General features: G+C 54.1%; 23 protein-coding genes and 1 pseudogene. 12 read left to right on the top strand and 12 right to left on the bottom strand.

The window, feature by feature from the left end; translation table 11 throughout:
* The first annotated feature begins 151 nt into the window (after nucleotides 1-151).
* On the top strand, nucleotides 152-688 hold the full coding sequence (locus ACMZ66_RS11890; RefSeq protein WP_416937419.1) for a SixA phosphatase family protein: 537 nt from the start codon (nucleotides 152-154) through the stop codon (nucleotides 686-688).
* A 227-nt stretch (nucleotides 689-915) separates the two neighbouring features.
* Nucleotides 916-2,703: an aspartate--tRNA ligase gene (gene aspS, locus ACMZ66_RS11885; RefSeq protein WP_416937418.1), complete on the top strand. Its 1,788-nt coding sequence runs from the start codon at nucleotides 916-918 to the stop codon at nucleotides 2,701-2,703.
* A 67-nt stretch (nucleotides 2,704-2,770) separates the two neighbouring features.
* Here the strand turns inward: aspS and ACMZ66_RS11880 are convergent, their stop codons facing one another.
* Nucleotides 2,771-3,940, bottom strand: coding sequence for a linear amide C-N hydrolase (locus ACMZ66_RS11880; RefSeq protein ID WP_416937417.1), 1,170 nt, complete (start codon nucleotides 3,938-3,940; stop codon nucleotides 2,771-2,773).
* Nucleotides 3,941-4,158: 218 nt separating this feature from the next.
* Between ACMZ66_RS11880 and ACMZ66_RS11875 the strand changes: the two genes are divergently transcribed.
* Both ACMZ66_RS11875 and ACMZ66_RS11870 read left to right on the top strand, forming a co-directional pair.
* On the top strand, nucleotides 4,159-5,124 hold the full coding sequence (locus ACMZ66_RS11875; RefSeq protein ID WP_416937416.1) for an SPOR domain-containing protein: 966 nt from the start codon (nucleotides 4,159-4,161) through the stop codon (nucleotides 5,122-5,124).
* Between the two features lie 3 nt (nucleotides 5,125-5,127).
* Entirely contained in the window at nucleotides 5,128-5,976 is an 849-nt protein-coding gene (locus ACMZ66_RS11870; protein ID WP_416937415.1) for an EipB family protein, read from the top strand.
* Between the two features lie 82 nt (nucleotides 5,977-6,058).
* On the opposite strand, the gene ACMZ66_RS11865 is transcribed toward ACMZ66_RS11870, so the two are convergent.
* A complete protein-coding gene (locus tag ACMZ66_RS11865; RefSeq protein ID WP_416937414.1) occupies nucleotides 6,059-6,373 on the bottom strand; it encodes an ArsR/SmtB family transcription factor in 315 nt (104 codons plus the stop codon).
* A 686-nt stretch (nucleotides 6,374-7,059) separates the two neighbouring features.
* Between ACMZ66_RS11865 and ACMZ66_RS11860 the strand changes: the two genes are divergently transcribed.
* The 5 genes from ACMZ66_RS11860 to dxs all read left to right on the top strand — a co-directional run bounded on the left by ACMZ66_RS11860 (nucleotide 7,060) and on the right by dxs (nucleotide 12,320).
* Entirely contained in the window at nucleotides 7,060-7,989 is a 930-nt protein-coding gene (locus ACMZ66_RS11860) for a histone deacetylase family protein (protein WP_416937413.1), read from the top strand.
* A gap of 146 nt (nucleotides 7,990-8,135) precedes the next feature.
* Complete coding sequence (locus tag ACMZ66_RS11855) at nucleotides 8,136-8,399, top strand: exodeoxyribonuclease VII small subunit (protein WP_416937412.1); 264 nt, start codon at nucleotides 8,136-8,138, stop codon at nucleotides 8,397-8,399.
* Between the two features lie 11 nt (nucleotides 8,400-8,410).
* Nucleotides 8,411-9,307, top strand: coding sequence for a polyprenyl synthetase family protein (locus ACMZ66_RS11850; RefSeq protein WP_416937411.1), 897 nt, complete (start codon nucleotides 8,411-8,413; stop codon nucleotides 9,305-9,307).
* Nucleotides 9,308-9,330: 23 nt separating this feature from the next.
* Nucleotides 9,331-10,299, top strand: coding sequence for an alpha/beta hydrolase family protein (locus ACMZ66_RS11845; RefSeq protein WP_416937410.1), 969 nt, complete (start codon nucleotides 9,331-9,333; stop codon nucleotides 10,297-10,299).
* Nucleotides 10,300-10,400: 101 nt separating this feature from the next.
* On the top strand, nucleotides 10,401-12,320 hold the full coding sequence (gene dxs / locus ACMZ66_RS11840) for a 1-deoxy-D-xylulose-5-phosphate synthase (RefSeq protein ID WP_416937409.1): 1,920 nt from the start codon (nucleotides 10,401-10,403) through the stop codon (nucleotides 12,318-12,320).
* 72 nt (nucleotides 12,321-12,392) lie between these two features.
* Here dxs and ACMZ66_RS11835 read toward each other — a convergent pair whose 3' ends face one another.
* The 7 genes and pseudogenes from ACMZ66_RS11835 to dctP all read right to left on the bottom strand — a co-directional run bounded on the left by ACMZ66_RS11835 (nucleotide 12,393) and on the right by dctP (nucleotide 20,231).
* The gene (locus tag ACMZ66_RS11835) at nucleotides 12,393-13,175 is read right to left on the bottom strand and encodes a glucose 1-dehydrogenase (protein ID WP_416937408.1); all 783 of its coding nucleotides are present in this window, start codon (nucleotides 13,173-13,175) and stop codon (nucleotides 12,393-12,395) included.
* A gap of 136 nt (nucleotides 13,176-13,311) precedes the next feature.
* Entirely contained in the window at nucleotides 13,312-14,007 is a 696-nt protein-coding gene (locus ACMZ66_RS11830) for a YkgJ family cysteine cluster protein (protein ID WP_416937407.1), read from the bottom strand.
* A 254-nt stretch (nucleotides 14,008-14,261) separates the two neighbouring features.
* Complete coding sequence (locus ACMZ66_RS11825; RefSeq protein ID WP_416937406.1) at nucleotides 14,262-15,785, bottom strand: malonate--CoA ligase; 1,524 nt, start codon at nucleotides 15,783-15,785, stop codon at nucleotides 14,262-14,264.
* 12 nt (nucleotides 15,786-15,797) lie between these two features.
* A complete protein-coding gene (locus ACMZ66_RS11820) occupies nucleotides 15,798-17,114 on the bottom strand; it encodes a malonyl-CoA decarboxylase (protein ID WP_416937405.1) in 1,317 nt (438 codons plus the stop codon).
* Nucleotides 17,114-18,431: pseudogene (locus ACMZ66_RS11815) on the bottom strand (TRAP transporter large permease). Before ACMZ66_RS11815 ends, ACMZ66_RS11820 begins: the two are co-directional and overlap by 1 nt.
* A 12-nt stretch (nucleotides 18,432-18,443) precedes the next feature.
* Nucleotides 18,444-19,142 (bottom strand): TRAP transporter small permease, encoded by a 699-nt coding sequence (locus tag ACMZ66_RS11810; RefSeq protein ID WP_416937404.1) that lies wholly within the window; start codon nucleotides 19,140-19,142, stop codon nucleotides 18,444-18,446.
* A gap of 81 nt (nucleotides 19,143-19,223) precedes the next feature.
* The gene (gene dctP / locus ACMZ66_RS11805) at nucleotides 19,224-20,231 is read right to left on the bottom strand and encodes a TRAP transporter substrate-binding protein DctP (protein ID WP_416937403.1); all 1,008 of its coding nucleotides are present in this window, start codon (nucleotides 20,229-20,231) and stop codon (nucleotides 19,224-19,226) included.
* A 317-nt stretch (nucleotides 20,232-20,548) separates the two neighbouring features.
* Here dctP and ACMZ66_RS11800 point away from each other — a divergent pair, with 317 nt between their 5' ends.
* Together ACMZ66_RS11800 and ACMZ66_RS11795 are read left to right on the top strand one after the other, a co-directional pair.
* Complete coding sequence (locus ACMZ66_RS11800; RefSeq protein ID WP_416937402.1) at nucleotides 20,549-21,226, top strand: GntR family transcriptional regulator; 678 nt, start codon at nucleotides 20,549-20,551, stop codon at nucleotides 21,224-21,226.
* Nucleotides 21,227-21,292: 66 nt separating this feature from the next.
* Nucleotides 21,293-22,033, top strand: coding sequence for a TlyA family RNA methyltransferase (locus ACMZ66_RS11795; RefSeq protein WP_416937401.1), 741 nt, complete (start codon nucleotides 21,293-21,295; stop codon nucleotides 22,031-22,033).
* Nucleotides 22,034-22,066: 33 nt separating this feature from the next.
* Here ACMZ66_RS11795 and ACMZ66_RS11790 read toward each other — a convergent pair whose 3' ends face one another.
* Nucleotides 22,067-22,495, bottom strand: a complete 429-nt coding sequence (locus ACMZ66_RS11790) for a GlcG/HbpS family heme-binding protein (RefSeq protein WP_416937400.1) — start codon at nucleotides 22,493-22,495, stop codon at nucleotides 22,067-22,069.
* 101 nt (nucleotides 22,496-22,596) lie between these two features.
* Entirely contained in the window at nucleotides 22,597-23,463 is an 867-nt protein-coding gene (locus ACMZ66_RS11785) for a LysR substrate-binding domain-containing protein (RefSeq protein ID WP_416937399.1), read from the bottom strand.
* A gap of 149 nt (nucleotides 23,464-23,612) precedes the next feature.
* Here ACMZ66_RS11785 and ACMZ66_RS11780 point away from each other — a divergent pair, with 149 nt between their 5' ends.
* Nucleotides 23,613-24,605 (top strand): DMT family transporter, encoded by a 993-nt coding sequence (locus tag ACMZ66_RS11780; RefSeq protein ID WP_416937398.1) that lies wholly within the window; start codon nucleotides 23,613-23,615, stop codon nucleotides 24,603-24,605.
* Here ACMZ66_RS11780 and ACMZ66_RS11775 read toward each other — a convergent pair.
* Nucleotides 24,589-25,056 (bottom strand): DUF2269 family protein, encoded by a 468-nt coding sequence (locus ACMZ66_RS11775; protein WP_416937397.1) that lies wholly within the window; start codon nucleotides 25,054-25,056, stop codon nucleotides 24,589-24,591. The two genes, ACMZ66_RS11780 and ACMZ66_RS11775, sit on opposite strands and share 17 nt — an antisense overlap.
* Between the last annotated feature and the right edge of the window lie 42 nt (nucleotides 25,057-25,098).

Here is a 25,098-nt window from a genome sequence, read left to right as displayed (position 1 = left end):
TTCCCGGTTGCAAATGGAGTATAGGATAACTGTTTGCGGCGGTGCAATTTTCTTAAATTTATGTGTCAGTTTTTCTGATGGCTTTGGCGCGCACGTTATGGCATGGAAGAACACCGTTTGATCATCATTCGCGACTGAAAAGACCGAAGACATGAAGACGTTGCTGCTGCTCCGGCACGCCAAATCAAGCTGGGCCGACCCCGGTCGCGCCGACCATGACAGGGAACTGAACCGTCGCGGTGAAAAGGCGGCACCCTTGATGGGACGCCATTTGCGCGAACAGGCCCTGATCCCCGATCTTATCTGGTGCTCAACCGCGGCCCGTGCTGTGCAAACATTGGGGTTACTCGGCCGTGATTTTGCCGGGCATGCCGATGTGATCTATAGCGAAGACCTTTATATGGCGAGTGAACGGGTCCTGCTTGAAAGTCTGCATCACACCCACGAAGAAGCCAAATCGGTCATGATGATCGGCCATAATCCCGGGATGGAGATGTTTGCCGAGGCGCTATTTGGTTCAGGCAATGTCGAAGCACGCGAAACCATGGCGCGCAAATATCCCACATGTGGCTTGGCGCATTTCGAATTTGATGTCGATGACTGGCGCGAGATCGGGTTTGAAACCGGGCGGTTGATGAATTTCATCAAGGTCAAGGACCTTCAGGCGATCAAGATCGGCACAGAGTGAATAGCAGATCATTGCGACGGGCACTTGACGAGTGGGCGCGCAAAGCGTTTTATACCGCTGAAATTTTGGACGCCGTGCACAATCGGCACTGAACACATCACAAACCAACGCCCGGATATGACCGTGGCGCGCATGTTGTGGTGCGTTTTTTGTTTGACAGCGCGGGTCTGGCATGCACCTTTGCGGCCAAATTTGCGGCCCAAGATATAAAGCAACCTGGAAAGACCATGCATCCTTATCGCTCACATAATTGTAATGCTCTGCGCGCGACTGACGCCGATGCGGAAGTACGCCTGTCTGGCTGGATTCACCGCAAGCGCGACCACGGCAACCTGCTGTTCGTTGACCTGCGCGACCATTACGGCATCACCCAGGTCGTTATCGACATTTCCAGCCCGCTGTTCGAGACGTTCGACAAGGCGCGTGCGGAAAGCGTGATCACGGTCGATGGCAAGGTTGTTAAACGTACGGCTGAGACCATCAACCCGAATCTACCGACCGGTGAGATCGAAGTTTACGCATCGAACGTCGAAGTTCAGTCTTCGGCCGAAGTTCTGCCGATGCCGGTCTTTGGTGATGTCGAATATGGCGAGGAAATCCGCCTGCGTCACCGTTACCTCGATTTGCGTCGCGAAAGCGTGCATTCGAACATCGTTCTGCGTTCCAAAGTCATTTCGGCAATGCGCCAGAAAATGACTGCGCAGGGCTTCCTGGAAATCCAGACCCCGATCCTGACGGCAAGCTCGCCGGAAGGTGCGCGTGACTTCCTGGTTCCGTCGCGTATGCATCCGGGCAAGTTCTATGCGTTGCCGCAGGCACCGCAGCAGTTCAAACAGCTTCTGATGGTTTCGGGCTTTGACCGTTACTTCCAGATCGCACCGTGCTTCCGTGATGAAGATGCCCGTGCTGACCGTTCGCCGGGTGAATTCTATCAGCTCGACTTCGAGATGGCGTTTGCCACCCAGGAAGACGTTTTTGCTGCGATCGAACCGGTCCTGCATGACATCTTTGTCGAATTCGGCGGTGGTCGTGATGTGACCCCGTATCCGTTCCCGCGCATTCCGTTTGATAAATCGATGGCGAAATACGGATCTGACAAGCCGGACCTGCGCAACCCGCTGATCATTTCTGACGTGACCGAGCCGTTCCGTGGTTCGAGCTTCGGTATCTTTGCATCCAACATCGAAAAAGGTTCGGTTGTTCGTGCAATCCCGGCAACCGGTGCTGCTGGTCGTCCGCGAAGCTTCTTTGACAAGCTCAATAGCTGGGCACGTGATGAAGGTGCGGCTGGTCTTGGTTACATCGTTTACGGTGAAGACGGCGAAGCAAAAGGCCCGATTGCGAAGAACCTCGATGCTGATCGTATCGCACAGATCAAGGAAATCACCGGCGTTGCCAATGGCGATGCGGTCTTCTTTGCCTGTGACAAGGAACTGGCAGCAGCCAAGTTCGCCGGTAAAGTTCGTGACAAGGTTTGTGACGAACTCGAACTGCGCGAAGAAGGCATGTTCAAGTTCTGCTGGATCGTTGACTTCCCGATGTATGAAGAAGACGACGACGGCAAGATCGAATTCAGCCACAACCCGTTCTCCATGCCGCAGGGCGAGCTTGAGGCGCTGGAAACCCAGAACCCGCTCGACATCAAGGCGTGGCAGTATGACATCGTTTGTAACGGTATCGAGCTGTCATCCGGTGCTATTCGTAACCACCGTCCGGACATCATGTACAAGGCGTTCGAAATTGCCGGTTACGGCAAAGACGTGGTCGAAGAGCAGTTCGGTGGCATGCTGAACGCATTCAAATTCGGCGCACCGCCGCACGGTGGTTCCGCACCGGGTGTTGACCGTATCGTCATGCTTCTGGCTGATGAGCCAAACATTCGCGAAGTCATTGCCTTCCCGCTGAACCAGCAGGCACAGGACCTTATGATGAACGCGCCGTCGAATGTTGAAGACAAGCAGCTGAAAGAACTTCACCTGCGTGTTCAGCTTCCGCCGAAAGCGAAAAAAGACTGATTTCTGTCATCTGGCAGATTGCAAAACGGCCCGGAGTTTTCCGGGCCGTTTTTTTTGTTGCTCAGCGTCAATTGACACGTGGAAGTTCGCCGATGCTTTTGGGCTGCTCGGTCTTGGACAGTTCGGTTTCGGTCATGTCACCGAAGCCGTTTGGTTCAAACGGAACCAGCATGCCATCGAGTTTCTCTAGCATCCCGGATTTCTCTAGCTCCATCAGGTTTACGGTACGGACCTGTTGGGAACCGTAGAACCGTGCAGAATAGGTTTTCCGCACTGCATCGCGTACGACCACCCACTGCGTGTAGTCTTTCGTCGGCATGATTGACGAAACATCATCAGGCAGCTTGGAGATAAGCTCTTCAGGAATGAGGCTGGAGAGCTCTTTTGGTAGTTTCGCAAGAAACTCCTGCTTGGACATGCTTCCCTTGGGCTTTTCAGCAACGATCCCTTTTGGAATATCGACGGTGTTCAGGACATGAAATGCAAGATTGTTGCCTTCGTCCATCGTCTTGACGGGATCGGCAAAGCTGGTCATGACCGTTGCGCGCACAAACCGGCTAGGTGGCGTCGGATCGCCCGGAATGTTGGAAAGGCCCGTGCCGTGACCGGTTTGGGTGACTTCAAGGCCGTTGAAGGTGACTTCATCGACGTCATAGGGTGATAGCGAGGTGTAGTTGCGGAGGTTGTTGAGCTGCCATGGGAATTCCGGCTGGTTGGTCAGGGTCCCAACCGGGTTGTCATAGATCATGACTTTGCCGCCAGTAAACTCGATGACAATGCAGTTGCCATCGCTGTCATGGACGGGGAAGTGCAGGGGCAGCATGTTCGTCACAACAGTTGATGCGCCGACTTCGACAACATTGTCTTTCAATGCTGCCTTTACGTCAGCGCAGGTCGCAAATGAACTTAAAATCCAGGCCGCGAAGTTATCGATGCATAGGCCTTTGCTTGGATCTGTGATCGTCTGATACTGGCTACCCGGCAGCCACAGCGTGCCGGTTGAAAGGCCTGCGGTATTGATGCCATCTGTCACAATTGGCAGGTCAAAGCTATTCATGCCAACAAAGCCATATGTTCCGGTCCAGCTAAAGCCGAACTCTTTGCCCCACAGTTCCTGCGTGAATTTGTGGCCAGCTTTGCGGAAGAAGAATTTTGAATTCAGGTTCAGCGCAAATTCCATAGAACGACCTGAAACATAACCCTGATTTTCGACATGAATTTGAAAGTCGGTACACATCGGAAAGCCTCGCGTTTTAATTAACCCCAAGAGAACCAGTACAAGAATTTCTACCTGTGGTGGTCTTATGTAAAGTTACTCGTAAGGGTTGCTTGGTGGGCAAAATCAGGAAAGGAACGTCGCGAGTGCTTTTCTAAACAGGCGCTTACCTAATATTAACCGCCACGGGCGCACTCTAGCGATCAGATAACAAATTTGATCCGTCGGGGGATGGCCTTGTGAAGAAGATACTCGTGGTAGCAGCACCGTTGGTTCTTGGTGCGTGCGGTGGGCCGGTTGAGCTTACCGTTGCCAAGCTGGCCGGTGATTTGATCAGCTATGTCACGACAGGCAAAAGCACGACCGATCACGCCGTTTCATTGGTCGCGGAGCAAGACTGCGCCCTGCATCGACCGCTGCTTGATCAGGATATCTGCAAGGATGAAGATGTTCTGCTCGAAGAAGAGGCCTCGGCACTGGCTGTTCTGGGCGAGCCCGATATCAAACAGGAAATCCGCGCTGCACGTCCTGAAATCTATGCGGTAAACGCACCGGCGGAAAACTGGGCGCGCCCGAGCGTCAAGGACCCCGCAGCCAAAGTTGTGACCGCCGATTTGCCGCCTCGTACCGTCAAGGATGATGGATCATCCTTAATTGAGACCAGCGCACTTCCGGCTGGGCCAAAGACGATCGAAGTTGCTGCTGCCAGCGATCAGTTCACGTCAGATGAAGCTGTGGCCTATGGTTCGGAAACCGGCCCGCTTGATCCGCAATCCGAAGCGGATGCTGCGATTGCCGGTTATATTCCAGACGCAGAAGCCAAACCGGTTGAAGTGCAAACCGAAGTCGTAACCGCAGCATTGGTCGACACAACGGTGATGAGTGACAATGTCGAACGTGTTGTAACCCCAGTTGATACCAAGGCCGATGGGGATGCTTTGGCGGGTGAAGTGCTTGCAGCGCCGCTTCCCGGTGATTATGTGGTATTGGCAAGCTTTTCTGATGAAGTCCGTGCGCAAAAGGCGCTTGAGATTTATCATGAATATCAGCCGCGTTTGTTGAATGCACAGGTCAAAGGGCGCGATTATCTGCGCGTTGCCGTTGGACCGCTTTCAGCCGAGCATGCAAATGATCTGCGCCTTCTTGCTGCCAAAAAGGGGATCAAGGATCCCTGGATTGTCGGAGTTTCCGCCACCGGAGAGTGATCGTTGTCTGGTTTGTTTTTGAAGGTTAAAGAGCATCGGCGTTCCTTGTCAGGAACGCTGATCCTGTGTTTGGGGCTAAGCGGATGTGCAGCACAAGCTGGCAGCGTTTCAAGCATTGAAACGGCTATGGTGCCCCATGTTGCTGAATATCAATTCAAGCTGACCCATGCAGAGCAGGGAAGCTCGGTTGTTGATGCATCGGGTGTTCTTGGCTATCGCTTTGAAAAAATGTGCGATGGCTGGGTTACGGAAATGCAGCAGATCATGATCCTGCAAGGTGCCGAAGGCACGCCAATCAATTCCGCCTATTCGATGACCCAGTGGGAAGATTTCGCCGGCAGCAAATATCGGTTCCGCATGCGCGATTATCTTGATGGCACCAAGGTCGATGAAATCGTTGGTGAGGCAGTGCGTGACAGCGATGCGGTGCGTGTGACCTATGAAATCCCGGTTGAAGTCGTCGAAGAACTGCCAGCCGATACCATGTTCCCGACCCAGCATTCAGCCATGCTGCTTGAACGTGCCGAAGCGGGTGAGCGATTTGGCAATGATCTGGTGTTTGATGGCAGTGGCGAAACACCGACCAACCGAATTGCTGTTGTGATTTCAGCGCAGAAAAATGCCGAAAATAGCGCCGATGACCCCGATCAGATTGCCCGCACGCCATTCCATCGCATGAACCTGGCGTTTTATCCGCTGGGTGAGGCGGAAAATGGACCGTCGACCGAGATGGCGGTTGATTTTGGCGCCAACGGTGTCGCACACGGCATGCGCTTTGACTATGGCGATTTCGAAGTATCAGGAACACTTGATAAGGTCACGATGTTGCCGCAGCCGAAATGCGGTTCGTGAGCTTATTCGATGCCGTTTAGCCACAAAAAAAGCCTGCCGGAAATGGCAGGCTTTTTTTGTGGGGAATGTACCCTGATCAGGTTCACGCAGCAGCGGCGTTGCTGGTGTCGCAGTAAAGCGCATACAATGTCTTGATGACACGAAGTGCTTCATCACCGTTCAGCGAATAGAAGATGGTCTGTGCTTCGCGGCGTGTCTGGACAAGCTTGTCACGACGAAGTCGTGCGAGATGCTGCGAGAGAGCGGACTGGCTCAACCCGACAATGCGTTCGAGTTCACCAACCGACTTTTCACCGTCATTAAGCTGGCAAAGAATAAGCAGTCTGCTCTGATTGCTCATGGCCTTTAACAGGGTGCTCGCCTGTTCGGCCTTTTGTTCTAAATGGTCAAGTTCCATTTGGCTTCCTTATAAGCCTGGCCGCAAGCGGCCATTGTCCCAATGAAAATTCAATGAAAAGCCCCGGTGTCCTGCGATTGTTTTTTGCAGTGACTGCCAGGATCGAATTTTCACTCCGTTCACAACCAATGGCTGTGGCTCCTGAACACACTACGACATTTGTCGTAGTGATGGTCCTATTCTCAAGTATATGCAGTTTCTGTCAAGATACTGTTTATTCTTAACTAAGCTGCCTCTTATGAGAAAAAGGCCCAAATTCTCTTCAATCCGTCGCGCTTTCTTCCAGATATCAGATGGCTATCTGATAAATCCGAATACATGACTACCCTTCCTTGTTGCATTGCTTAAAGGCAATTTTGCGCCAATTTATGGGCAATTCGTCGTTTTTCCCGAAATTTATAAGGGTGACGTAATGCGCGGATCGCGTGCAGTCCTTTATCATCACAAAAACGGCGAAACTGTGTAAACCATCACAGCAGGGTGAATAAGCAAAAAAAAACATCCCCAATCGTGTGGAATCGGTCAAAGGACTTGCAGTTAATCCGCCCGATATGCTGATTTAGGACAAAGCAGCACGCAAAGGGCTGCGTTAAAAAGAATGTAATCACCCAATAAGCGAGAAGTGCGTTGCATAATCTCGCAGCCACACCAAGCCAATTGGTAACTCAGGAAGGCGGCCCAGACGAATGGCGACTTTGTTCGTGACCCACCATGATTGTGTTGAACATGATACCGGCCCCGGACATCCGGAATGTGCTGATCGCCTGCGCGTGATACAGCGCGTGCTTGAAGCCGAAGAATTCATGTTCCTTCACCGCGAAGAAGCCCCATTGGCCGATATCGACCTGATCAAGGCGGTCCATGATCCGGCCCATGTCGACAAAATCATGGCCTCAATCCCTAAAAGTGGCATCGCAGCCCTTGATGGCGATACCTATGTCTCGCCCGGATCGGGAAAGGCCGCATTGCGGGCCGCAGGCGGGGCTTGTGTTGCGGTTGATGCGGTGATGGACGGGCATGAACGCAATGCCTTTGTCGCCACGCGCCCGCCGGGGCACCACGCGGAATATGATCGCGCGATGGGGTTTTGTCTTTTTAACAACGCTGCCATTGCTGCGCGCTATGCCCGCGATCGTTATGGCATCAAACGTGTAGCGGTGATGGATTTTGACGTTCATCACGGCAATGGCACGCAGGATCTGTTCTGGAACGACCCCGACCTGTTTTATTGCTCCACCCATCAATGGCCGCTTTATCCGGGAACGGGGGATGAAGCCGAACGCGGATGTGCCAACAATATCCTCAATGTCGGATTGGCAGCAGGATCTGGCACGGCCGAGCTTCAATCAGCCTTCACTTCAACTGTGTTGCCGGGCATTGCTGCGTTCAAACCGGAACTTCTGATCATTTCAGCCGGCTTTGATGCGCATAAAAGCGATCCGTTGGCCGGGCTTTGCTTTGAAGCCGAAGATTTCGTCTGGATGACGCGTCAGTTGATGGCACTTGCCGATGAACATTGCGAAGGCCGGGTCGTGTCGCTTCTTGAAGGGGGCTATGACCTGCCATCACTTGCCAGCAGTGTGGTTCAGCATGTCCGTACCCTGATGGGCGCGTAAGGTATTTCACCCTCTGATAGTCGATTGTTTTCGGGGCGACTTGCCGTGAAGCGGGATCATTTCGGTTCGACGAATTTCCGTTCTGGCTGGTTGCCCTGATCCGGACTTGCGCGTAAACTCCGCGCCATCAAACTAATGGAGCTTACATGTCCGAGGCTACTTCATCTTCCGCCATCCCCGAGGATATCGCAAAACTCAGCTTCGAAGAGGCGTTGGGTCAGCTTGAGGCCCTTGTACGTCAGCTTGAGCAGGGGCAGGTCGGACTTGATGATGCGATTGCATCCTATGAGCGCGGCGCAGCCCTGAAACGCCATTGCGCGGATAAACTGCGTGCTGCCGAAGAACGCATTGAAAAAATCACCCTGAATGCGGATGGCCGCCCGTCGGCAACCCCGACTGAAATCGAATAATTGCGGAGACCGTGGTGAGTTACGATCTGCTTGCCGGACTGAGTACTGCGTCTGCTGATTTGGGCGAGACTCTTGATGATATTCTGCCACGTGCCAATGGCCAGATTGAGCAGCGCCTGTATCAGGCGATGCGCTATTCCACGCTGGGCGAAGGCAAACGTTTGCGCCCGTTTCTGGTTCTGAGCTCGGCTGGCCTGTTCAAGGTGTCGCGTCGTTCAGCCCTTCGTGTGGCTGCAGCCGTTGAAATGGTGCACAGCTATTCGCTGATCCATGACGATCTGCCGGCGATGGATGATGATGATCTGCGCCGTGGCAAGCCAAGCTGCCACAAGCAGTTTGACGAGGCGACCGCAATCCTTGCCGGTGATGCGCTTCTAACCCAGGCATTTGAAGTTCTGGCCGATGAAGATACCCATGCTGATCCGCGCGTATGTACCGATCTTGTGCGTGCATTGGCCCGTGCGGCAGGACCACATGGCATGGTCGGAGGTCAGATGATCGATTTGGCAGGCGAAGGTCAGTCCTTTGATCAGGCACAGGTCACGCACCTGCATCTGCTTAAAACCGGTCGGATGTTTGCCTTTGCTTGCGAAGCCGGTGCGATCTTGGGCAAGGCGCCCAAAAGCATTCGCATGGCACTTCGGGCTTATGCCCATGACATGGGCCTTGCATTCCAGATCAAGGATGACCTGCTTGATGTCGAAGCAAGTTCCGAGGAACTCGGCAAGACCGCAGGCAAGGACATTGATCAGGACAAATCGACCTTTGTGAAATTGCTTGGTCTTGAGCAGGCGCGCGATCAGGCAAGCATGCTGTGTGATCAGGCGATCAATCACCTTAGCTGCTTTGACGATGAAGCCGAACCGCTGCGCGCAGTGGCCCGCTTTGTTGTTGAACGCGGTCGATAAGCCACACAGTCACAGCGCCCCACATGACTGAACAGCCAAAATACACTGCCGGTTTTCGTGACCGGCTGTTTGACAAAGACCCGTTTCCATTGGCGATCTGGTATCCGGCGACGGATGCCGAAACACCGGTGCGCCATATGGGCGTGGTATCAAGTGCCGCGCGCAATGCCCCCTTTGCCGATGACGGGCCGTTTCCAATCGTGATGTTTTCGCACGGGTCCGAAGGGCACCGGTTCAATCAGTTTTGGCTGGCAGAATATCTGGCACGGCGCGGCTATATCGTCGCAGCCCCGCAGCATGAAGGCGATAACTACCTTGATGCATCAGATGCCCGCCAACTGACGATCATGGAACGCCGCCCGCGTGAAATGCGCTTGGCACTTGACCTGCTTCTTGAGCATGACGAAATCGCTGATCATATCGATCAGGACCGCATTTATGCGCTGGGCCATTCGGCAGGCGGGGCGACAGTCCTGAAACTGGCCGGATGGGATTTTGATGCCCGTGCCTGGCAAAGCTATTGCGAGCTAAATTCCGAAACCGACCGCGTCATTTGCCAATATTCCCCGACCGATGATCATCTGGACCGTCTGCATGGCATTTATGGTGGGCCGATTGTTTCGGAACGCGATGAGCGGATTGCAGCAATCATTGCCGTTACCCCGGCATTCGGGGTGGCTGCGACCGATGATGGGTTGGAGGATGTGAATATCCCGATGCTTTTTGTCGAAGCAGACACCGATGAAATCCTGCATGACCATGTTAATGCAGCGCATTTCCGCAAACTGTTGCATGGACGGGCAAAATTTGTTCGAGTGAAGGGGGCTGGGCATTATTCGTTTTTGCCCAAATGTACCCCGTATATTGCTGAAAACTTTGGCTATTTATGCCGGGATTTCGGCCGGGATCGGGATGCCATTCATCGGACTGTTGAACAAGTCATCCATGGCTTTCTCGAACGCGTAAAATTGGGTGAAATTCAGGGTCGCTAATTCGATTGAACCCCGCTATTTTACGCAGCTTGCAACATGGACTTGGAAACGTCACCCTGTTGTAATCTACGCCATATAAAAAATTGAAAATCGAGATCGGTATGAGCACGACCTCCAAGACCCCGCTATTGGATACGATTAATACGCCTGACGAGCTGCGCAAATTGCAGCCTGCCCAGATGAAGCAGGTGGCAGATGAATTGCGCGCCGAGGTGATTGATGCCGTATCTGTAACCGGCGGCCACCTTGGCGCTGGCCTTGGTGTGGTCGAGTTGACCGTAGCAATCCATTACCTGTTTGATACGCCTTATGATCGTGTGATCTGGGACGTGGGGCATCAGTGCTATCCGCACAAAATTCTGACCGGACGTCGTGATCGTATCCGGACCCTTCGTCAGGGTGGCGGTCTCTCCGGTTTCACCAAGCGGTCCGAATCTGAATATGATCCGTTTGGGGCAGGTCATAGCTCCACCTCGATCTCGGCTGGTCTTGGGATGGCGGTTGCCAACCAGCTTTCCGACGATAAACGCAAAAACGTTATTGCCGTGATTGGTGATGGATCGATGAGTGCGGGCATGGCCTATGAGGCGATGAACAATGCTGCTGCCACCGATCAGCGCCTGATTGTCATCTTGAATGATAACGACATGTCGATTGCCCCGCCGGTGGGTTCCATGTCGGGTTATTTGTCGCGCCTGATTTCTGGAAAAGGCTATCAGGGCCTGCGCAATGCGGCCAAGGGCCTGACCAAGCATCTGCCGCGTCAGATCGAAGAAGCTGCGCGCAAGCTTGAAGAATATACCCGTGGCATGGTCACCGGCGGGACCTTGTTTGAAGAAATGGGTTTCTTCTATGTCGGGCCGATTGATGGTCACAACATGGATCATCTGCTGCCGGTTCTGAAAAACGTGCGCGATGCCGACGTCGATGGCCCGATCCTGATCCATGCGGTGACGCAAAAGGGCAAGGGTTATGGCCCGGCCGAAAGTGCCGCGGATAAATATCACGGCGTTGCCAAGTTTGATGTCGTCACCGGCAAGCAGGCCAAGCCGACCCCGAATGCGCCAAGCTACACCAAGGTGTATGGCGAAACGCTGGTGAAGCTGGCCGAGAAGGACGAAAAAGTAACGGCCATTACCGCCGCCATGCCGTCTGGTACGGGTGTGAACATCTTTGCCGATCATTTTCCGGACCGTGCGTTTGATGTCGGGATTGCCGAACAGCATGCGGTGACCTTTGCTGCTGGTATGGCATGCGAAGGGTACAAACCGTTCTGCACGCTTTATTCGACCTTCCTGCAGCGCGGCTATGACCAGGTTGTTCATGACGTCGCCATTCAAAACCTTCCGGTCCGTTTCGCTATGGACCGTGCCGGTTTGGTCGGGGCTGATGGTGCAACCCATGCCGGGGCCTATGACATTGCCTATCTTGGTTGTCTTCCGAACTTTGTTCTGATGGCGGCCGCTGATGAGGCGGAACTGGTTCATATGACCACGACCGCTTGGGCAATCGATGATCGCCCAAGTGCGTTCCGTTATCCGCGTGGCGAAGGCGTTGGTGTTGAAATGCCAGCAGAGGGCCAGGTTCTTGAGATCGGCAAGGGCCGTATACTGCGCGAAGGTGGCAAGATCGCGATCCTGTCATACGGAACCCGTTTGGCCGAGGCACTTCTGGCGGCCGAAGACTTGGCTGCACGTGGCCTTCCGGCGACGGTTGCCGATGCACGCTTTGCCAAACCGCTTGATCATCAGCTGATTGCCAATCTGGCGCGTAACCACGAAGTCCTGATCACGATTGAAGAAGGTTCAATCAACGGTTTTGGCGCGATGGTTCTGCAGCATATGGCGGGACAGGGCCTTCTTGATAACGGCCTTAAGATCCGCACCATGGCACTGCCTGATACGCTGATCGATCACGATAAGCCGGAAATTCAGTATCAGAAGGCTGGCCTTGATGCCGCGGCCATCGTCAAAACCGCCCTTGGCGCTCTTGGCATGAGTGAAAGCAAGGCACGGGCATAGCAGCAGGCCAGATCAATAAGCTTACGCAAACAGCGCAGAGGGAAACTTCTGCGCTGTTTTGTTTTGGATGGCTTACTCGGCGTAGATCATCTTGTGCGTCATGCCGCCATCAATGCGGATGGTTTCGCCGGTCATGAAGCCGGATTTTTCCGCATCAAGCAAGAAGCTGACAGCTTGGGCGATATCGTTTGGTGTGCCCACACGTCCCACCGGATGTTGGGATTTGTCGATCTCGCTGTGGTGAGGTTGGGATTTGTTCGCGGATTTCTGCCAATCACCAACTTCAATCCAGCCCGGTGCCACAGCGTTGACGCGCACATCACCTGCAAGGCTAACCGCCAGTGCATGGGTCAAGGCAACCACACCGCCCTTGGAGGCTGCATAGGATTCTGTATTGGCCTCTGACTGAAATGCGCGGGTGGAGGTGATGTTGACGATCGCACCTTTGTGCTCGCGAAGATGCTGCGTCGCGTGTTTGGTCACAAGGAACGCACCACCAAGATTTACATTGATCACGCGCTGCCACTGATCCCATTCAAGTGTCTCAACGCTGCCGGAATGCGGATTTGCGATCCCGGCATTATTCACCACGCCATCAATCCGACCAAAGCGATCCACTGTTTGTTGGATCGCGAGTTTTACATCGGCTTCATTGGCAACATCGCCAGAAATGAAAAGTGCGCGGTCACGTTGCGCGTCACTCATCGCAATCATCGCTTCGTCGCCCGCTTCCTGATCACGGTCAAACAGGGTTACCCGCCAACCGAGTTCCAGAAGATGCATGGAGATACCAAGGCCAAGGCCCTGTGCGGCACCGGTGACAAAGGCAACATGGTTCTGTGCGGAGACGGTCATGGACTTCCTGTGTGCTTTGATGTGCGGTCAGGTTGGATCGGCGCTATTGCGACCTTTCGCAAAGTGGGATGAAATCAGCGCAATTGCAATGTTGATGGCCGGGTCGCTGCCTTGCATATGGTGTCGGGAAGGGGGCTTATTCTTTGGTGAGGTGATCAAGCAACCCATGGACAAAACCGCGTTGGCGCGGATCAAGGTTTCGCTTGGCTGCCAGCTGTTGCAGGGCATCGGTTGCCTCGACATGCAGCCGATAATGCCCGGCATCCTGATCAATGCGGATCTTTTGTTGCAGCTCATCGCCAAACACCATCGCATGACACAGTGATGCATCACTTGAGGTGAAAGCACGACAGGAAAGCGGGCGAACTTCATAGATCGTGCAGCGCTCATCATCGCCAAGAAGTGGGCAGCGCACACGGACTTCGGTCGTTGAGCTTGCCTGTTCGATCTCTGTCGCCGCTGTTTTGATGTGATCCAGAAGTGTTGCTTGCGCTTCGGCATCAAAGGTTTCGCGGATATGTTGCGCGATCAGGCGGGCAACACCGGGCGGGGTGCTTACGAATAAATGACAACAGGCGCTGCATTGATCGCGGCACGCACGGGGATGCGGATTGGGAAAGCTTGATTGAAGGGCATTTGCCGCACCCTCGACCATCGCAAAGGTGGTTCTGGCGGCATCTTCCATGGATGGGCAGGTATCAAGGGCGTCTTCAAGCTCAGCGCGAAAGACTGCAAACATTTCCTCGTAGCGGCGTGATGCCTCGCTCGTCAAAGCACCGGTCTGTGCGATGTCTTGTGATATCCGGTCGAGTGCATCGTCAAGCTTGGTCATTCACCCTTCGCGCCTTTTTGGCTGTCGCTTTGAGCTGTGCTGATGGCTTTAAAATTGCGGTTTCTAATTTAACAGCATGCAGGTCGAATTCCTAATATAGGGCTAACTGGCGTGACCGACGGGTGACCGCCGCCGGAATGTGGCTTCTGATCAAACAAAAAAAATTCCGGCCAGATCGGCTCTGACCGGAAGGTTGGGTCAAAAGACCCTGTGGGTGCTGCTGGTTAGGCAGCGGGAGTATCAGCTATAAGTTGTCATGCAGCAGGGGAGGTAAAGGTGTCGGCATAAAGCTTGCGCAATTCTGCCTTCTGAATTTTGCCCATGGTGTTGCGCGGCAGTTCCTTGATCACCCAAATGCGTTTGGGGACCTTGAACTTGGCAAGCTTGTCCTGGGTGCGTTTGATGATTTCATCGGTATCTGCATCACCAGTTGCCGCAACGATCACACCAGCAACCGCTTCGCCGAAATCAGGATGCGGCAGTCCAAAGATCGCGACTTCATCAACTTCGTCATACTCGGCGATGACTTCTTCGACTTCTTTTGGATAGACGTTAAAGCCACCGGAAATAATCAGGTCCTTGTCACGGCCAACGATGGTGACATAACCGTCTTCACCGATGGTGGCGAGGTCGCCGGTGATAAAGAAACCATCAGAGCGGAATTCGGACGCGGTTTTTTCCGGCATCTGCCAGTAGCCCTTGAAAACGTTCGGGCCACGTACTTCAAGCACACCGATCTCGCCCGCACCAAGGACATTGCCATCCTTGTCACACACACGGGCCTCAATCCCCGGAAGGGTGGGGCCAACCGCGCCCGGACGGCGTTCACCATCAAGGGGGTTTGACGTGTTCATGCAGGTTTCGGTCATGCCGTAACGCTCAAGGATCTTGTGCCCGGTACGCTCGAAGAACGCATCATGGGTTTCCGCCAAGAGCGGGGCCGATCCCGAAACGAACAGACGCATGTTTGCTGTTACGTCCTTGGTGAATTTCGGATGGGACAGCAGGCGGGTATAGAAGGTCGGAACGCCCATCAGCACGGTTGATTGCGGCAGACGTTCAATCACGTCATCAGCATCAAATTTCGAAAGCAGGATCACCTTGCCGCCATTCATCAACATGATGTTGATCGCAACAAACAGCCCATGGGTATGGAACAGTGGCAAGGCATGCAAAAGCGTATCGCCCGGCTTGAAGCCCCATGCGGAATGAAGTGTCTTGGCGTTGGAACCCAGGTTGTTGTGCGTCAGCATCGCGCCCTTGGACCGGCCGGTGGTGCCAGACGTGTAAAGGATCGCTGCAACATCGTCCTTGTCCGCTGCAACGACGTCGGTCATGGCCGAAGCACTGGCTGCCTCGACATTCAGGCTGCCATCGCCGTTTGAACCAAGGGAAAGAACCGCTGCAACATTATTTTGGCTGCCAAGTTCCTTGGCTGCATCGATATGTGTCGGGCGGCATACAAAGACGCGCGGTGCCGCATCACCCAGGAAATACGCGATCTCATCACCGGTATAAGCGGTGTTGAGCGGCAGGTGAATGGCACCAAGCTGCAGGCAGGCAAGGTAAAGGGCAATCACGTCGGATGATTTGTCCACCTGAGCTGCGACACGGTCGCCTTTGACCACACCATGATTGGCAAGAACCGTGGCATAGCGGCCGGTACGATCAAGCAACCAGGCAAAGCTTCGCTCCGTTCCGTCACGCTCGATCAGGAAGGTACGGGACTTGTCGGCCGGAAAGCGGTCCAGGAAAGTTTGAAAAAGATTATCTGACATGGTCATACCTACTTAAATGCCGGCAAGCTGTGCGACGGATTTCGATGTTGCGATCTTTCCGTCATTCATCAGCGCTTCGTGGTTTTTCTCAATATCGTCAAGGTGATAGGCATAGTTCACCATCATGCTGCCCGCTTGGCGCAGCCCCTTGTCCGATGTGTCACCCAGCCAATTGAGCCGTTCAAGCTGTGCGCCATTGCCAAGATGGAACCGCGCGGTGGGATCAAGCGGCGATTTGCCCCGTTTGCAGGTCGCAAGATAGGTCGCACACAGCGCAATGGTTGGTTTGCGCAATGCTTCGACCTTGGCCGGATCATCGATCCAGCCTTCTTCGCTGAGCCCTTCAAGGACTTCACCGGCAAGGTCGGCATCTTCGGCCTTGCTTTTCTGGCGGGTGCGCAGCCATCCCATGAAGCCTGGAATGGGCGACAGGGTGGCGAACTGTTTCAGCTGAGGGAATTCACGTTTGAGTTCCTCGACAACCTGTTTGATCAGGAAGTTGCCAAACGAAATGCCCTTAAGTCCGGCCTGACAGTTGCTGATCGAATAGAAGATCGCTGTTTTGGCGGTATCGGGCGCCTTTTCGTCGATTTCTGGCGCGAGCAGGGCCTGAACACTATCGGCCAGACCATGCACCAATGCGACCTCAACGAAAATCAGCGGGTCATCGGGAATGGCCGGATGGAAGAAGGCAAAGCATTTTCGATCCGTTGCCAGACGACGGCGAAGATCATCCCAGCCCTTGATTTCATGAACTGCCTCATAGCGGATCAGTTTTTCAAGAACGGCGGCCGAGGTGTCCCAATCAATGTGGCGAAGCTCAAGAAAACCGCGGTTAAACCAGCTGGTCAGCAGATGCTGCATATCCGCATTTAGTGGTTCCAGATCACGGTTGGTTTTCAAAAGCCCGATCAGGGTTTCACGCATATCGACAATCGCACGCGTGCCACCCGGTGCCATATTGATCCGGCGCAGAAGTTCCTGACGCGCGGGTTCTGATGCCTGCGTCAGGGTCGCCAGATTGCTTTCAGACGGATCCTTGGCAAAGGCGTCGGCCGCCTTGGTGACCTTGGTCCGGTCTGCGCTGAAGTCGTTTTGCATCATCTGGAAGAAACGCAGATGATCGACTTCCGGCAGGTTTTCCCAAAGACGGACCACCTCGCGGGCGACCGCGGTGCCACGTGCCTCGCCCTTTTGCGAAACAAGGTCCTTGCACATGGCACTAAGCTGGTCGAACGGGGCCTGCGGGGTGGAAATTGGCAAATCAAGCAATTCCCGCCCACGGTCAGCAATGGATGAAATCCAGCTTCTGACAGAGATGCCTGACATTAACGTCCTCCGATTACCGTTTCTGGAAGCCAGGTGGCGATTTCCGGGAAGAAGCAAAGGATGATGATCGCAACCACCATGCAAAGCACGTAGGGCATTGCACCTTTAAGGATGGTCTGCAGACGGATGTCAGGTGCAATGCCATTGATTACATAAAGGTTCAAACCAACCGGCGGCGTAATCAGGCCGATTTCCATGTTGATCGTCAGGATCACAGCAAACCAGTACGGGTCGAAACCAGCATTGACGATCACCGGCAGAAGGATCGGCGCGCTCATCAGGATCACAGCAACCGGCGGCAGGAAGAAGCCACTGATCAGCAGGAACACGTTGATGAAGCCCATCAGAACCCAGCGGTTGACCTCAAGGGCGGTGATCCATTGTGCGATCGACTGGGTGATGAACAGCGACGACAGCATGTAGCTGAACAGACCCGCTGCACCAATGATCAGAAGGATCATGACCGAACTCTTTGGTCGTGTCGCGCATGATGTTCCAAAGCTTGCCCGGCTGCCACATGCGATAAATGATCATCGCAACAATCAGACAGAACAGCGCACCCACACCGGCTGTCTCGGAAGGGGTTGCGACACCGCCATAAAGCGCAAACAGAACCGCACAAATGATCAGAATGAAGGGCAGAACACGCGGAAGGATTTCAAACTTTTCCTTCCAGCTATAGGTGACCGATGCAAGTGCGACCGATGCATTGCCCTGACGCCAGGTTGAAAACAGCGACCATGCCATGAACAAAACGGTCAGCATCAAGCCCGGCAGAAGACCGGCAAGGAACAGACGCCCGATCGAGGTGTCGGTCGAGATACCATAGACAATCATGGTGACACTTGGCGGGATCAGAATGCCAAGCGTACCGCCCGCTGCAATCGAACCAGCCGCGACAGAGCTTGGGAAACCGCGCTCACGCATGGCCGGGATGCCCATTTTGCCGATCGCGGCACAGGTCGCAGGCGACGAACCCGAAAGGGCTGAGAAGATCGCACAGGCACCAAGGTTTGAAATCACAAGCCCGCCCGGAACACGGGTCAACCAGCGATCAAGTACGGAATAAAGGTCACCACCGGCACGCGATGATGCGACAACGGCACCCATCAGGATGAACATCGGGATGGCAAGAACTTCAAAGCTTTCAAGCTTGGAGAACAGGATTTCAGGCAGAAGCGGCAATGCGCCAGCACCGTCGAAAATCCAGATAAAGCCAACACCAACCATCAGAAGACCGATGCCAACCGGAATGCCAGAAAACAAAATCAGGGTCGTGACAATGCCGACAAGGGCTGCCAAAGAAAGCGGATCCATAGCACCAGCTCCTTAAAACGGGTTGTCTTCGATATGGAAGGCTTTCGACCGGTTGGTCAGAAGGCACATCAGATCGGCGAGGAATTGAAGGAACAGAAGGCCAAAGCCGATTGGCAACATCAGATAGGGCTTCCAAAGGGCCGGTGCCCAGATGGTCGGGGATTTCCAACCACCCTGATAGGCCTCAATCACCAGCTCGATGCCATAGAAGGCAAACAGGGCGCTGATCGCTATGCCACAGGCCAGCGTTGCAATCGCAAGCAGCTTGCGCGCGCCGCTTTTAAGATACATCGGCAGCAAATCAACGTTGACGTGACCGCGCAGCAACTGAACATAGGGAAGGCCGATCAAAGTACCGCCGATCATCAGGTAAATGACGGCTTCGGTTTGCCAGACAGTTGATGCGTTCAGGATATAACGGATAAAGACCAGCTGGCAGATCAACAGCATCGCAATGAAGAACATCGATGCCGCGGCAATTCCACAGGCCTTTGATAGCAGATGGATGACATTGACCACATGATCAAGCGGCCCGCGCGGCGCCATCGGCGACGGATTTGCGCCATTTGACGCATCGTCAGCCTTTTCTGGCAGCGGCTCGACATCGGGCGGCGGCGGGAAACTGTTATGGTTCGACCGGTTGCGCGGGGCAGCGCTGCCCTCATCAGGCAGGTCGATCGGAAGAGAAGAGGGAAAAGCTGCGTTCGCCACGCTGGAACTCCTGCAGATCAAGGTCGTCGCAAAAAATCGGAAAAGGGGTGGCGCCGGCATGCATCCGGCGCCACGACGCCATTATTCGACAGCAAGCGCCATATCGAGCAGTTCTTGACCGCCCGGGGTTTCTTCAACGAACTTCGCGTACGAAGTCTGTTTGGCGATATCCTGCCACGCCTTGAAGTCGGCATCGGTCAGATCAACGATCTCAACGCCGGCATCCTTGAAGACCTGAACGCTGGTTGCGTCCTCTTTGCGGCCTTCTTCGGTGTAATAGGCTTCAGCTTTTTTCGCAGCAGCAGCCAGGGCTGCTTTCTGTGCGTCATTCAGACCGTCATAGGTCTTTTTCGACATCAGGACAGGCTGATACATGAACCACAGGGCGTTTGCGCCTGCCGGGGTGTAGCATTTGACCTGTTCATAGATACGATAGGATACGAAGCTCGACGAGCTGGTATTGGTCGCATCAAGAACGCCGGTCTGCATTGCCGGATAGATTTCCGAGCTCGGCATGGCAGCGATGGATGCGCCTGCACCCTGAAGCATCTGTTCGAACGACTTACCAGCAGCACGGATCTGCAGGCCTTTTACGTCTTCAGGAAGACGGATGCAGCCCTTGGTCGAAGCGAAGCCTCCTGCAAGCCAACCTTTGGCAACGGTAACAACGCCATTTTCGTTCAGGAGTTCTTCGATCTTGCCCATGAAGGCAGATTCGTTGATGCGGTTTGCATGGTCATGGTTTTTAACCAGTGCCGGCATCAGGGTCAGGTTGGTTGCCGGAATACGACCACCGGCATATGCCAGCGGATAGACAATCATATCGAGCTGACCGCGTTCCATCGGGGTCCATTGTTCGTTTGCTTTGAACAGGGAACCGGACGGGAAGATCTGGATCTCCAGATCAACATTGGCAGCTTTGACTTCATCCGCAACGATCTGTGCGACTTTGTGACGGATGTCGCTGGTCGACCACTGGTGCGACAGTTTCAGCGTCTCTGCATCAGCAGAGGTGGACATGCCAAAGGCGGCAACAGACAGGGTGATGGCGGCGACGGACGCCGAAAGGGTCTTCTTGAAAATCTTCATCTTTTCCTCCCGGATGAAGCATGCGTTTTGGATGCATTTTAGCGACTTTTAAGCGTCTTTTTATTGATGCGGTTTTCGCATTGGAGGAAAGCGTTACAGATTTCTGGCATTCTGTCTATGCAATTTTGTATACCAGAAGTGCGTTTTGCGGTGCCACAAACCCGCTCGCTAGTATTTGCCTGAAAATATAGTAAAACTGCCAATTAACTTTTGCGGTGCAATACAAAAACCGTGCAAAGCAGCGTAGAAAACACTTTGATTAGTACCAGATTATGTGTTCTGGTATACCAGTGATTGATGGATAAATGAGGGCCTTTATGGCGCAAAACGGAAAGCTTGCCGCCGATTTGGTGCAGAAACTTGAACGCGATATTGTCACCGGTGTTCTTAAGCCGGGCGACAAGCTTGATGAGCGATCCTTAAGCGAGCGATTTGGCGTATCGCGCACACCGGTCCGCGAAGCATTGCAAACCCTTGCCGGTTCCGGGCTTGTGGCAACCATGCCCAGACGCGGTACCATTGTTGCGTCGATTACGGTTGGCGAACTGATCGAAATGTTCGAAGTCATGGCCGAACTTGAAGCCATGTGCGCGCGCCTTGCTGCCCGTCGTATGCCACGTGTGGATATTGATAATCTGATCGCCCTGTCTGATGAATGCAGCGCGCTTCAGGAACATTCCGACGCAGATGCCTATTACGAAGCCAATGTGCGCTTCCACGAGGCGATCTATGCCGGATGCCGCAACAGTTTCTTGGAGCGTCAGACCAAGAATGTGCGTAACCGCTTGGCACCGTATCGCAGGCTTCAGCTCCATCGGCCGGGCCGCGTAAAGCGGTCCAATAACGAACATGCCGAAATCCTTGATGCGATTTCCAATGGCGAAGCCGATCTGGCCGGAAAGATCATGCAGCAGCATGTCGCCGTTCAGGGCGAGGCATTGAATGACCTTCTGGCTATCGTCCCGCGCGGTTATCTGGAGCCGTTGGCGAGCTGATCGCGATTGGCGTTTCCCCTGCCCAAAGCACGTGACCTTTTTGTTGGGGTGCGCTAAAACGCAGCCATGGCAAAGAAACGTTTAGATCAGTTGCTTGTGGAACGCGGATTGGTGGAAAGCCGGTCCAAGGCACAAGCTTTCATCATGGCAGGCAATGTCTTTAGCGGTGAGCAGCGGCTTGATAAGCCGGGCATGCAGTGCAAGGAAGACATTTCAATCACGCTTCGCGGGCAACCCCATCCATGGGTGTCGCGCGGTGGGCTTAAGCTTGAAAAAGGTCTGGCCGAATTCGCAATTGATGTCACCGATTTCATCGGGGTGGATGTTGGTGCGTCTACGGGCGGATTTACCGATGTCTTGCTGCAAAACAATGCCGCCAAGGTCTATGCGGTTGATGTCGGGCAGGGGCAGCTTGACTGGAAGCTTCGCAATGATGACCGCGTGGTTGTCATGGAAAAAACCAATGCCCGTCACCTGACTGCCGAAGAGATCCCCGATGACATTGATATCGTTGTCTGTGACGCAAGCTTCATTGGCCTGCGCACGGTTCTTCCGGCAAGTATGGAACGGGTCAAGGCGGGCGGATATCTGATTGCGCTGATCAAACCGCAATTTGAAGTCGGCAAGGAGCGTGTTGGCAAAAAGGGTGTCGTTCGCGAACCCGAACTTCACAAGGAAGTCTGCGACACCATTTCAGACTGGCTTGCCAATCTGCCGGGTTGGGAAGTTCTGGGCCTGACCGAAAGTCCGATCACCGGGCCCGAAGGCAATGTTGAATTTCTGATCTGCGGGCGGAAATCAGCCTGATCAACAGGCCAATTTCCGCATGCATTTTTTGGATTACTTGCCGATTTTCTTCATGAAGAAATCAATGCCGGCCTGTGCGCAATCCTGATCCTGCGGAGGCGTGCCGGAACTTACTCCGATGCCACCAACGCATTCGCCATCAACAAAGACCGGCAGGCCGCCGGCAACGATCGACAGGCGACCGCCAATTTCACTATCGATGCCATAGGCTGGTTTGCCCGGCTGTGCGGCGGCGGCATATTCATGCGTGCCCTTGCGTGCACCCGATGCGGTGAATGATTTGTCCTGTGCGATGGTCGCACTGGTGACCTTGCCGCCATCCATGCGTTCAAACGCGATCAAGACACCTAATTCGTCGGTGATGGCAATGCACATCGGTACCCCGATTTCATTGGCGCGGTTACGTGCACCTTCAATCAGGATATAGGCGTCTTCGATCGACAGGCGTTTGATGGTCAGCATAGGACTTCTCCCAGGGGAATTATGGTTAATCAGCTGGCGCATCTTATGGGCGGGGCCAAAAGCCGATCAATCACATAAAACGGAATTTCGTATGGTGGAAGTCACGCATGCGTTTCGGCATCAATCGCACCCAACGCGTCAATCGCGCCAAGCGCCAGTTCACGGATCGCCGGGCTTGCGTGATCGCGCACCATCAGGCTGACATCGATATGTGGCAAGGTCGGCAAGGTGTCGCTTTCAACAATCGTAAGATCGGAATATTCCGCCGTGCATCGTGGCATTGCACCAAGCGCGTGACCTTCCTTGACCACCGTGATGATCAGGGTGTTCGCGTTGCTGCTATGGCTTATGTGATGGGGGATGCCAGCTTTGGTAAGCGCATCTTTGGTATGCTTGCGAATGATGCAGCCATTCTCAAACAGGGCGAGGGGCAAGGGCCTGCGTGCCAGATCGAAATCAGTTGCACTGGCCCAGACCAAGGGTTGTGATGATACATGCAGGGATGGCGTATCCTGATCTGCTGTCAGAATGGCCAGATCGATATCACCTGACGCCACCCGTTTTGACAGATTGCGCGACAGGTCTGACTGGCAAACGATCTCGGTCTTGGGGAAGCGCATTGCCGCAATCCGAAGAATTTCAGGCAAATAAACCGCCGCGTAATCATCGGGCAGGCCTATGCGAATGGTTGAAGGTGCCTGATCAACAAGGTCCGCGACCATTTTGTCATTCAGGCCAATAATGCTCTCGGCATAGGATTTCACGACCAATCCGGTGGTGGTTGGCGTGATGCCCTTGCGGTCGCGCGCGATCAATGGCGTGCCGACCGTGTCTTCAAGCTTTTTCATCTGCTGACTGATGGCGGGCTGGGTGCGCAAAAGCTTCTCTGCGGTTCTTGTGAAACTTTGCGTTTCAAGAACCGTCAGAAAGGTTCGAAGCAGATCAATATCAACATTGAGCAGCGTCATAAGCGCCCCTTATCGGCAGGATTAATCGAAGCAGTTTCACTTCGATATCCCAATCGGGCATTGTTCGTCCAGTTAACAACGACGGGCAACGGGTCGTTCTTTGATGCGTTGCCCATGCCCCACGGATCAATACCCCACGGAATGATGCCATGACCACTTCGCCCCCTGATTGCGGATCACTCCTCGCGCCACCAACGCCTGGAATAGAAGCTGCCGATGTTGCCCGGCTCGTTTCCTCGGAACGGTTATGGGGTATTGTTGCCCTGGTTGCTGCGGGCATTTTGCTGGGTCTCTCGCCGGTATTGGTTCGGTTTAGCGGTATTTCGGCCGACGCATCCGCTTTTTGGCGCGTCGCGATGGCGCTGCCATTGCTGTCTGCCGTTGCGATCATGGTTCCCACGCGTGCGAAGCCAAACGAACAGCCCCAAGTTCGTAGGTCGAACTCACGGCGAGCAATGTGGATGTTACTTGCGGGCGGGTTCTTTGCCGCAGACCTGATCGCCTGTCATGCGGCGATTGAGCTGACGACAGCAGGGAATGCCATCCTGCTTGCCAATCTGGCACCTGTGATTATCGGCGTGCTTGGGCTGGTCGGGATCGCGCGGCGTCCGGGAAAGCTGTTCTGGATCGGTTTGCCGTTTGCCGGGCTTGGGGCCTATTTTCTGTTTCGGGGAAGCGAAGCCGGTTCGGGCAATGTGCAGGGTGATGCGCTGGCATTGCTGGCGGCTGCGTTTTATGCGGGTTACCTGATTTCGATTGGCAAGCTTCGCCGTGACCTTGGGGCTGCGTCAACAATGGCTGGATCAACTTTGGTCACAGCGGTTCTCATTGGCTGCTACGCATTGTGGCAGGGGACGTTTGAGCTTCCGGGCAATTGGACCGGGTGGGGTGCCATCATTGCCCTTGGCATTGTCGTTCATGCCACCGGTCAGGGCCTTGTTTCCATCGGGCTTAAGGCGATTGATGAGGCGACCGGCTCCATGATCCTGCTTATTCAGCCCTTCATCGCGACCCTTTTGGGGGCGTTGCTGTTGGGGGATGTGCTGAACCAGTGGCACATGTTTGGCAATATTGCCGTCATTGCGGCATTGGTGATTGCGACGCGGTCACGTCGCAATCAAACCATCAGCGGAAAATCATGAAGTAAAGTGCACCAAGCGGCAGCAGAACTGCAATCCCGCCAATGATGTTCCAAAGCTTGCGCGATCTTTCATATTTGGCAGGCATTTCTGTTTCGCCAACACTGACGGTTTGAGCGGCCAGTTTCGACATATAGATCTGAAGCGGCAAAAGGCCGGTGACCCACAACATCGCGGCCATACCAAACAGGCCGATGCCAATCGTCAGATGCGGGCTGTCAGAAATTGAAATGCCTGTCGCGTGGAAAAGTCCGATCCCGCCAATCACAATCAATGCAGAACCAAATGCAGTAAACAAAAGGTCGGTCATATTCACCAACCGACATGCAAAGGCGATGACAACCGGATTGCCGGTGCGATCGGCCTGGGTTTTCCAAACAGCGGAAACAATGATGTTGCCAAGGAAAAGAACCACGCCAAGGACGTGAACGAACTTAACTGCGAAATATTCCATCAGATTTTCCGATTGGTTGGGGCTGGGATGTGATTGGTTTGG

The organism is Thalassospira sp., from assembly GCF_048059015.1.
Taxonomy (GTDB): Bacteria; Pseudomonadota; Alphaproteobacteria; order Rhodospirillales; family Thalassospiraceae; genus Thalassospira.
Note: the sequence above shows the minus strand (reverse complement) of the source record. Positions and strands in the feature narration are given on the sequence as shown.